This is a genomic window from Microcystis sp. LE19-8.1F (assembly GCF_027531715.1).
In the GTDB taxonomy this organism is placed as follows: Bacteria; Cyanobacteriota; Cyanobacteriia; order Cyanobacteriales; family Microcystaceae; genus Microcystis; species Microcystis wesenbergii_A.
This window is the reverse complement of the sequence record NZ_JAPZSO010000140.1, coordinates 24173-33886: the sequence shown is the minus strand read 5'-3', so window position 1 is coordinate 33886 and position 9714 is coordinate 24173. Positions and strand designations below refer to the sequence as shown.

Sequence of the window (9714 nt, the reverse complement as noted above, 5' to 3'; positions counted from 1 at the left end):
GCTCGATTATCGCATTCGCGTCTATCGTCGTCATCCCCAAAAACAAATGCGTCAAGTGGTAATTTATCTGCGACGCAGTGATTCCCCCCTAGTACAAGAAAATACTTTCCGTCTGGGGGAAACCTTTCATTCCTTCCAAGTCATCCGTCTTTGGGAAGAAAATACACCACAATTTTTCCATCATCCCGGTTTATTACCCTTTGCCGTCCTCAGCAATACCGATGACCCCGAACAGGTGTTAAGTCAGGTGTCCCGTTCTTTAGAAACTATCTCCCAAAAACAGGTGCAAAGCAATCTCGCTGCCGCCACCAGTATTCTCGCCGGGTTAGTATTAAATCGAGAGACGATTAAAAAAATCCTTCGGAGTGACATTATGAGAGAATCCGTAATTTATCAAGATATTTTAGAGGAAGGCAGAGAGGAAGGAGAGGAAAAGGGACTACAAAAAGGACGACAAGAAGGATTGCAAGAAGGTAAAGAAGAAAAAGCCCGACAAATTGCCCTAAAAATGCTATCTGCTGGTTTTCCTATCCCAGAAATCGCCCGATTTACCGATTTATCCCCCGCAACTATCGAGGAATTACAATCGAGAGACGATTAAAAAAATCCTTCGGAGTGACATTATGAGAGAATCCGTCATCTATCAAGATATTTTAGAGGAAGGCAGAGAGGAAGGCGAGGAAAAGGGACTACAAAAAGGACGACAAGAAGGATTGCAAGAAGGTAAAGAAGAAAAAGCCCGACAAATTGCCCTAAAAATGCTATCTGCTGGCTTTCCTGTCCCAGAAATCGCCCAATTTACCGATTTATCTCCCGCAACTATCGAGGAATTACAAAGACAGCAGCACAATTAAAGCTTTTAACCGCAAAGGGTGGGGAATTAGGAAAATTTTAACCGTCTCCTCACCCCACACCGATTAACGACGTTTAGCTAGGCGACGCACCACTAAACCACTACCTAGTATGCCTAGTCCGATAATACTAGAAAGTTTGGGAGTGGACACATTACCAATATCACCCGAAATATCAGAAGCAACAAGGCGAAAGTTATCCATTGCAGCATAACCACTGCTTAGAATATCGATTTGATCCCAAAAAAGCCCCAATTTTCTCCACAGCAGCCTCTATAATATCGGGATCGTGAACTAGGGCAAAACGCACATAACCCTCGCCACCCTTACCAAAACCGGAACCGGGGGAAACAGCGACACCGGTTTGGGCCACCAATTGCCGACAAAAATCGACGGAATTACCCGCCCAACTGGGGGGAATTTTCGCCCAAACGTACATAGTGGCGGCCGGAGTGGCAACTGGCCAACCGATGCGATTTAGGGCATTAATAAACACATCCCGACGTTTTTGGAAGATAGCGACGGTTTCCTTGACTGAATCTTGATTACCGGTTAAAGCAGCGATCGCACCGTTGAGGATGCCCAAATACTGATTAAAATCAACCATGGCTTTAATCTGTCGCAAAGCCATAATTAACTGCGGGTTGCCAATGGCGAAACCGATGCGAAAACCGCCCATATTATAGGACTTGGAAAAGGTAAAAAACTCGATCGAATTAGTTTTATCTCGATCGGCCTGTAAAATTGACGGGGGGGGCGATGTTCCCGCAAAAAAGATGTCTAGATAGGGAAAATCGTGGATTAAAACTAAATTATGCTGACGGCAAAAGTCAACCGCTTTTTGGAAAAATGCCAAAGGTGCGATCGCTGTAGTGGGATTATGGGGATAACTCAAGACCATCAGCTTCGATTGTGCCAGCACTGCCTCAGGAATGTCCTCTAAAACCGGCAGAAAGTCATTTTTTGCCAAAATTGGCATTCCGTACATTTGACCGCCAGCAAGGGCAACACCGCCCAAATGGGAGGGATAACCCGGATCGAGGAGCAGAGCAAAATCCCCGGGGTTGAGAAGGGCCAAAGGTAGATGGGCCGTGCCTTCCTGAGAACCAATTAGGGGTAAAACCTCCGTTTCCGGATCGACGGGGACACCAAAGCGATCGCTATACCAGTTAGCGGCAGTTATTCGGAAGTCTCTGGTCCCATTATGGAGTAAATAGCCGTGGGTGTGAGGATCGTGGAGAGATCGCTCTATAGCATCGATAACATGGGGAGCAGCACCAAGATCGGAGGAACCGAGCGAAAGATCGATAATGGTATTACCCGCTTCTCTACTGGCAGCTTTTGCCCGATCCATATCGGCAAAAACGTTGGATTGGAGTGCCTGTAAGCGGTGTGCTAGGGTTAAGTTATTCATAACCACAGATACCTAATTAGCTGACATAGGTATCGATAAAAGATTGTAATTGTTGTTTGCCGATCGCCCCTTCATGAGTGGCAATAATTTCGTTATCTTTAAAGATGCGTAAAGCAGGAACACCTTTAACATCACATTTAGCCACCGAGTTGGGGTTAGGGTCCACCTCTAGTTTAACTACTTTTAGCCGTTCGCCGTAGGTGTTGGCTACCCAATCGATCGAGGGGGATACCAAACGACACGGACCGCACCAACTCGCCCAAAAATAGACTAAAACGGGTTTTTCGACCTCAAAAACCTCTTGGTCAAACTTCTGATCGCTAATGACAGTTACGCTACTCACAGTATTTATTTCCTCGCCATCGTTACTGATCATCATAGGGGTTCTGGGTAATTTTCGGCAATTATCCACTTCTACGCTTCCTTAAACATTAGGAGCAAAGACATCGCGTAAACCATCACCGATAAAATTAATACTTAACACCGTGATCACGATAGCTAGAGCGGGAAAAATGACCAAGTGGGGGGCAGTTGTCAAGTAATCTTTAGCTTTAAATAACATTTGTCCCCAAGTCGGCACATCGGGGGGGAAACCCAAACCCAAAAAACTCAGGGTTGACTCGGTAATAATCGCATTACCCACGGCTAAAGTGGCCGCCACGATGATCATTCCCAAAACATTAGGCAATAAATGCACCCAGATTAAACGGAAAGGAGTGGCCCCCAAAGCAATCGCAGCCGAGATAAACTCCATCTCGCGTAATTTTAAGAAATTTCCCCGCACCAATCGCGCCACCGACATCCAATTTAAACCCCCGATTACTAAAACCACGAGGATAAAAATACCCGTTTCCGGTCCGGCGATTTTTTTGATGCTATCGCGAAATAGATAGACAATCAGTAAAAGTAGGGGTAATTGGGGCAAAGATAAGAATAAATCCGTTAATCGCATCAATAAGCCATCGATTGCGCCCCCGTAAAACCCAGAAATAGCCCCGATCGCTGTCCCTAGAATAATCGCAACTATCATAGCAGCAATCCCCACCGCTAGGGAAATTCGACCTCCCACCAAAATCCTCGCCAATTGATCCTGGCCCAGATCATTAGTCCCGAAAAGATGTTTTAAACTAGGGGGAGCCGTAGCTTGACTAAAATCAATGGTATCGATGGGGACCCGATAGAAAATCGGACCGAATAGGACGGCAAGAATAATTATCATTAATGCGATCGCTCCTATTACTGCCAGGGGATCTCGGTAAAAACGTCGCCAAGTATCGATAATTGCAGAAGACAGGGAAGACATAAGCTGTTAAGTGTTTAAATTACTTTTTGAGACGAGACATTCTTGCATTGGGGGAGATTCCGCTAATCTAAGAATAAACGGTTTAAATGAGTCTTAGCTTACCAAATGCGGAGAAAGTTTTTAGTCTGCTGTATTTTAGGTAAAATCTCAAGATGAGTCCCTTTATTGAAGGAACCGTTGTGTTATAATATAACTCAAGTTCAGAAAATAGAGAGTAAAACTATGACTGTTAAAGAACTTATTCAAACAGCAATTGATAATCTACCTGAAGAACAACTGGATGAACTTTATCAATTAATTAAAAATTTCACCGCCAGCAAAAACAACTTATTAGAAGAAAAAACATCCTTATTTAAACGGCGTTTTCCAGTGGAGAATATGGTGGGTAAAGCTAAAATACTAGGTGATATAGTCAGTCCTATTGTAGATGAAGAAGATTGGGAATGTCTGAAGTAATTGTGCTTGATACTCATATTTGGTTGTGGTTAATAAATGGCAATTTTGACAGATTTCCCGAGCATTGGCTAGAAAAATTTGAGTTAGCAGAATCTCTCGGAGTTTCCCCCATTTCTTGCTATGAAATAGCCCTTGCTAACCAACGGGGAAGATTAGAATTAAGTTATCCCCTTCAAGAGTGGATTCAACAAGCTTTAACAGTAGCTAAAATAGATATATTTTCAATTACCCCAGAAATTGCCATTAGAGCCGTTAATTTATCTCCCATTCACAAAGATCCTTTTGACCGTATTATTATGGCTACAGCCTTAGCATACGGGGCAAAACTGGCTAGTATTGATAACTTATTTTCTAAATATGTCGAAATCAAAGATCATCTCATGGAGAGAGGGAAATAGTGATAAGTAAGAGGACAAAATCAACAGATGATTAAAATTTACACGGAAATCGAACAGGGGCAAAATTGGTTAGAGCGCCATCAAAAATCTTCTCCGATATTTGCCCTAGTTTTAGGCTTTACCGAGACGGGATTAATCCCCGGAATCTCCACCGCCGGTGCTACCCCGGAAGATAGAAAATATACAGCGATCGCCGATGCCGAATTTATCGTTAAAGGAGTTTCACCCCATCCCCGTTATCCCCTACCACCCCTAACGGTGGGAGCCTCCCCCGCCTATATTACCCGCGCCGTGGTGGAAAAATTAGCCATTCCCGTCCTCGTTTTTAACGCCGGTTTACCCTTGCCCCCGGCCGTCGATTATATCGAACTGGGGGGACAACCGGCCCGTTGTCTCTCCACCGGCCGCGCCCTAGACCTGACCATAGTAAAACACCTGTTCGCCCAAGGACTAACCTGGGGAGAAAAATTAGCCCGCGAGTCTAGTTATCTAATTATCGGCGAGTGTGTGGTCGGTGGCACCACCACCGCCCTCGCCATCTTAACCGGATTGGGTTATCAAGCCAAAGGCAAAGTTAATAGCAGCCATCCCCATTGCAATCATGCTCAGAAACAGGCAATAGTTGAGCAGGGATTAGCCCGAAAAGAAATTTTTGATCCTTTTGAGGTAATCGCCGCCCTAGGCGATCCTCAGCAGATTTTCGTCGCTGGCATGGCGATCTCCGCCAGTGGGCAGGGTGGGGTACTCCTCGCCGGAGGAACCCAAATGTTGGCGGTTTTTGCCTTAATTAAAGCTCTAGTGGCTAAATATGCCTATCCGGTTAACTGGGAAAATATCGTCGTCGGCACAACTCGCTGGGTAGCGGAAGATAAAACGGGGGATACGGTGGGATTAGCCCGCATGATCGGAAAAGTGCCTTTATTAGCCACACAATTAAACTTTTCAGCCTCTAAATACCCGGTTTTGCAAGCTTATGAACAGGGTTTCGTCAAAGAGGGAGTAGGTGCGGGGGGATGTGCGATCGCCGCTTATCTGTACCAAAATTGGACTAATCAAGATTTGCTCAAAGCGATCGAAAATTTAATCGGGTTTCAATGATAGCATTTGTCTTAATGATTTCGTTTGGGGGAGTCGGTCGTCGGATGTGAGTTTTTTAAATTTATCTAGCTCTAAAGTTTTATTTATCCTCTCCTGCTACAGATTGATAAAATCTTTCTAGACTTTCTACAGAGGTTTGATCGTTAAATACTGTATCGATATTCACTTTAGTATAATCTTTGATTGTTTGTCGCCATTGATTATCTAAACCTAAACGGATAGCAATTTCAATATAGTGATTTTTATCCGTAGCAATTGTCTCGGTTATGCCCAACTTTTTCAAGATAGCATAGGAATGTCTTCCGCGCATAAATTCCCCCGGACAGGTAACAACTGGAAGCTGACAGGCAATTGCTTCCAGGGTGGTATTTCCTCCCGACCAACTTAAGTTATCTAAATAGATGTCTGCTAGTAAGTTAAGCCGAAAATAATCATTTTGTTCTAATTGTGGCATCATTACCCCGTAATCTTGCCAATTGAGTCCATACTTATTAAAAGCTTGACTTAATCTCGACTGAAAGCAATGGGTCACAAATTCACTACGATGACAGATAAAAATAAATTGGCTGTGGGGAACTTGTCGAGCAATTCTAGGAAAAATATCGTCATTTTCTGGCAGATATTTAAATAAACTCTGACAGTTTAAATAGATGATTTTATCCTCGGCTAATCCCATCTCTAAACGAGTTTTTCTCTGGGGAGGAAGGGAAGGTTTGGGATAGGCAATACCTAAATTGGATAAGCGAATTAATTTTTCACTGTAGTGATTATCTCCCTCGGTGGGTTCCATTAATTCACTGGAGATAAAATAATCAATGGTTGGTAATCCTGAGGTGATTGGATGGCCCCAAGTTACACATTGTACTGGAGCTAAACGCAATCCTGCTAGTTGGGTAGTACGAGCATCCATACCAATATCTAAATAAACGAGAATATGTAACTGATTATCTAAAATATGTTGAGCAATTCTTTCTATATTGACTAGATTATCAAACTGATAAAAATAATCACTTTGCTCTTGATATTCTCTCGTAAAATTATCGAAGGTGTTATTAATATCTATTCCATAACAATAAATTTCAAATTGTTCTCGATTTCGCCACTGCAACCATCCTTGAAAGAGTTTCGCTACCGTGTGATGACGCAAGTGAGCAGAAATATAGCCAAGGCGGATTTTTCCCGTAGGCATAGTTAGGTTTTTCACCCAATTAGGAAAGTTAGCCGAGGCAATTTTATAAACTAATTCTCCATATTTTTTTTGTAGTTCTAAATCATTTTTGGCTTGATATTGAAGATAAAAATTAGTTCTTAATCCAATACTTTTCCAAGCCTCTTGTTGTTGATTAGTAGTGTTTAAATCAAGATTGGACAAGATATTATCTAACCGTTTCTCGTAGTTCGATCGATATTGCATAATATCGGCTTGAGTTGTGTAAACTATTGGCATTAACCGCATTAATTCTAACTTCAGAGATAGGTGATCGGGAAGATACTCTAAAGCCGATTTAGTTGCTTGAATTGCCACCTCGATCGGATAATTATTTTGCAGTAACCAAATTAGGCGCAAATGTAAATCAATATTTTTTGGATGATAGGCAATGCCTTTTTTATACACTTCTAAAGCTTGTTTTTCTTCTTTAAGAATGAGATAGCAATGGGCGCAATGTAAATAAAAATTGCTGTCCTCTATTTTAATTGCTAATAATTTTTGATAATAGTTTAGTGCTAATTGATAGAGTTTTCTTTGATAAAAATAATCACCTGAGTAAATATCGGCAATTTGTTGGTCAGCTTGCAGGATTTCCCAAAGGGAGAGATTTTGACTAATTTCTCGTCTATCTCCTGCCAGTTGTTGGGCAGTTTTATAAGCATTTTTTGCTTCTGTCCAAGCTTGTTTAACTAAATAGACATTGCCTAAATTGATATAGAAAGGATAAAAATCAGCCTGGTTATTAATTCCCTGCTGATAGAATTTTTCGGCTGACTCTAGCTGCCCTAATCGATAAAATAAATTGCCCAGTTTATTATAAGCATCGACAAAATTAGCATTGAGATCAATCGCTTTTTGATAAGCTGATAAAGCTAGATCTAAACGGGATTGCTTTTCTAGCACCATGGCCATAGTATAATGATATAAGGCTTGATTTTCCTCTAATTCTATGGCTCGTGCTAAACAGTTAAAAGATTCTGTTAGTCGGTTAATTATATAGTATAAATATCCTAAATCGTGCCAGATGTAAGCTAATTGTTCACGCCAAGATAAAATTCTTAAGTAAAAGTCCTCAGCTAAAGTATATTCTCGCCGATTAATTGCCTCTTGCACCTCTTGAAGACAGGAGTTTATCGCAGTCAGGGCATAATTTTCTATCTCTTCATCGCCTTCTATTTCTTCTAATTCTAGCCCCTGGAGATAGATTAATTTAGCTTGGCCAAACTGCCAGCAATCGAGATTTCTAATTATCTCTTTTTTGAGCAGCACAATTAAATCCTGACTGGACTCTGATTCTAACAGCCAAAATAACCAAATTTCTTGCGCTGTTGCTTGCTGCCCTAGCAGCAGATAAGCTAATCCCAGATAGGGATAATAATCAGTCACTTCCGGATGAACCGCCAGCGCTTGTTGACAGAATAACAATAATTGATTATAGTCTCCCGATGCTAACATTAGCTCGATCGCTTGTTGGTGATCACTGTTGATCATTATCTTGACTCCCGCTGCTCTCATTCCACAATACCCTCGATCGAGCTTCGGGTAACATCTCGGACTTATTGAATTTTAATAGCGATAGATTCGAGGATTTATTAGCCCTATTAAGGCAAAAAATCCTCATTTTGCTGGGATTGTCTTGAATTTACTGCTCTAGTAAGGCAAATAATTTCTCACACAGATAAGAATTATTCTCAATAGCTGTACAATAGGAAAAGACAACTTTGCCAAGAATCGAGCAATGAACGATAAAATAACTCGTAGAGTCTTTCTAGGTGCGGGAACAGCCACCTTAGCGATAGCAGTGGGTCAATTAGGGAAAATAAACGAAGTTTCCGCCCAAACTAAACAATTAAACCTCTATTCCTCCCGTCACTACAACACCGACCGACGATTGTATGACAACTTCACCCGACAAACGGGAATAAAAATTAACCTCGTGGAAGGGGAAGCGGACCCATTAATCGAACGGATTAAAAGCGAAGGCAGCAATAGTCCTGCCGATATACTCCTGACGGTAGATGCGGGGAGACTATGGCGCGCCGACCAACAGGGAATTTTTGCCCCAGTCAATTCCCGCATTCTCACCCAAAGAATTCCCGCTAATTTGCGTCACCCCAAAGGTCACTGGTTCGGGTTTAGTAAACGCTTGCGGGTAATCATGTATAACAAAGACAGAGTTAACCCCAGAGAAATCGATTCCTATGCAGATTTAACCAATCCCAAATGGAAAGGAAAAGTCGTCACCCGGTCATCCAGTAACATCTATAGTCAATCTTTTACCGCTTGGTTAATCGACATCCAAGGGGAAGCGGCCGCAGAAAAATGGTGTCGAGGATTAGTGGCTAATTTTGCCCGTTCACCCCAGGGAAATGATAAGGCACAAATCGAAGCTGTCGCCGCAGGAATTGCCGATTTAGCCCTAGCTAACACCTATTACTTAGCGGGGTATGCCGAAGAAAAAGACCCCGCTAAACGGGCAATTTATGACCAAGTAGGCGTAATTTTCCCCTACCAAAGAGGGCGCGGCGCTCACGTTAATATTAGCGGTGGTGGTTTAATTAAAACCGCCCCGAATCGAGAATCGGCCATTAAATTTTTAGAATATCTTTCTAGCAATGAAGCACAGAACTTTTTTGCTAAGGGTAATCGAGAATATCCCGTCGTTCCAGGGGTTGCTTTAGACCCTTTCCTAGCAAAACTCGGACGCGGTAAAGAAGATACCGTTAGTGTGGCTAATTACGGTCCTAATTTAGCCACAGCAGTACAGGTAATGAATCGCGCCGGTTGGAAATAAGTTATCAGTTATCAGTTATCAGTTATCAGTTATCAGTGGGGTGTGGGGTGTGGGGTGTGGGGTGTGGGGTGTGGGGTGTGGGGAGAACAAAGCTGCCTTTTGCATGAGTGCCTTTTGCATGAGTGCCTTTTGCATGAGTGCCTTTTGCCTCCTGTCTCCTGTCTTGACTAAGAAATTAATTTTGCACGAC

Annotated in this window: 11 protein-coding genes; 6 read left to right on the top strand and 5 right to left on the bottom strand. The window is 42.5% G+C overall.

The window, feature by feature from the left end; genetic code table 11:
* Positions 1-601, top strand: a 601-nt coding sequence (locus tag O9334_RS14055; protein ID WP_288000641.1) for an Rpn family recombination-promoting nuclease/putative transposase, incomplete at its 5' end; no start/stop codon positions are given.
* Positions 602-623: 22 nt separating this feature from the next.
* Positions 624-854 carry an RpnC/YadD family protein gene (locus O9334_RS14050; protein WP_288000639.1) on the top strand — a complete coding sequence of 77 codons (231 nt, stop codon included), beginning with the start codon at positions 624-626 and terminating at the stop codon, positions 852-854.
* Positions 855-917: 63 nt separating this feature from the next.
* Here the strand turns inward: O9334_RS14050 and O9334_RS14045 are convergent, their stop codons facing one another.
* From O9334_RS14045 to O9334_RS14030, 4 genes are read right to left on the bottom strand one after another with little or no spacing between them, the layout of a single operon-like run.
* On the bottom strand, positions 918-1055 hold the full coding sequence (locus O9334_RS14045) for a hypothetical protein (protein WP_238567721.1): 138 nt from the start codon (positions 1053-1055) through the stop codon (positions 918-920).
* Positions 1048-2265, bottom strand: coding sequence for an LL-diaminopimelate aminotransferase (locus tag O9334_RS14040; RefSeq protein WP_045356254.1), 1218 nt, complete (start codon positions 2263-2265; stop codon positions 1048-1050). Before O9334_RS14040 ends, O9334_RS14045 begins: the two co-directional genes overlap by 8 nt.
* A gap of 16 nt (positions 2266-2281) precedes the next feature.
* Positions 2282-2644 carry a thioredoxin family protein gene (locus O9334_RS14035; RefSeq protein ID WP_008203477.1) on the bottom strand — a complete coding sequence of 121 codons (363 nt, stop codon included), beginning with the start codon at positions 2642-2644 and terminating at the stop codon, positions 2282-2284.
* A 45-nt stretch (positions 2645-2689) separates the two neighbouring features.
* Entirely contained in the window at positions 2690-3568 is an 879-nt protein-coding gene (locus tag O9334_RS14030) for an ABC transporter permease (protein WP_190380984.1), read from the bottom strand.
* 222 nt (positions 3569-3790) lie between these two features.
* Between O9334_RS14030 and O9334_RS14025 the strand changes: the two genes are divergently transcribed.
* From O9334_RS14025 to cobT, 3 genes are read left to right on the top strand one after another with little or no spacing between them, the layout of a single operon-like run.
* Entirely contained in the window at positions 3791-4024 is a 234-nt protein-coding gene (locus tag O9334_RS14025) for a hypothetical protein (protein ID WP_052426663.1), read from the top strand.
* Positions 4012-4422 (top strand): type II toxin-antitoxin system VapC family toxin, encoded by a 411-nt coding sequence (locus O9334_RS14020; RefSeq protein ID WP_002738349.1) that lies wholly within the window; start codon positions 4012-4014, stop codon positions 4420-4422. The genes O9334_RS14025 and O9334_RS14020 overlap by 13 nt, the downstream gene beginning before the upstream one ends.
* Positions 4423-4449: 27 nt before the next feature.
* The gene (gene cobT, locus O9334_RS14015) at positions 4450-5520 is read left to right on the top strand and encodes a nicotinate mononucleotide-dependent phosphoribosyltransferase CobT (protein ID WP_288000633.1); all 1071 of its coding nucleotides are present in this window, start codon (positions 4450-4452) and stop codon (positions 5518-5520) included.
* 79 nt (positions 5521-5599) lie between these two features.
* Here cobT and O9334_RS14010 read toward each other — a convergent pair whose 3' ends face one another.
* The gene (locus O9334_RS14010) at positions 5600-8221 is read right to left on the bottom strand and encodes an O-linked N-acetylglucosamine transferase, SPINDLY family protein (RefSeq protein ID WP_190380982.1); all 2622 of its coding nucleotides are present in this window, start codon (positions 8219-8221) and stop codon (positions 5600-5602) included.
* A 247-nt stretch (positions 8222-8468) separates the two neighbouring features.
* Here O9334_RS14010 and O9334_RS14005 point away from each other — a divergent pair, with 247 nt between their 5' ends.
* The gene (locus tag O9334_RS14005) at positions 8469-9524 is read left to right on the top strand and encodes a Fe(3+) ABC transporter substrate-binding protein (protein ID WP_190380981.1); all 1056 of its coding nucleotides are present in this window, start codon (positions 8469-8471) and stop codon (positions 9522-9524) included.
* Positions 9525-9714 lie beyond the last annotated feature (190 nt).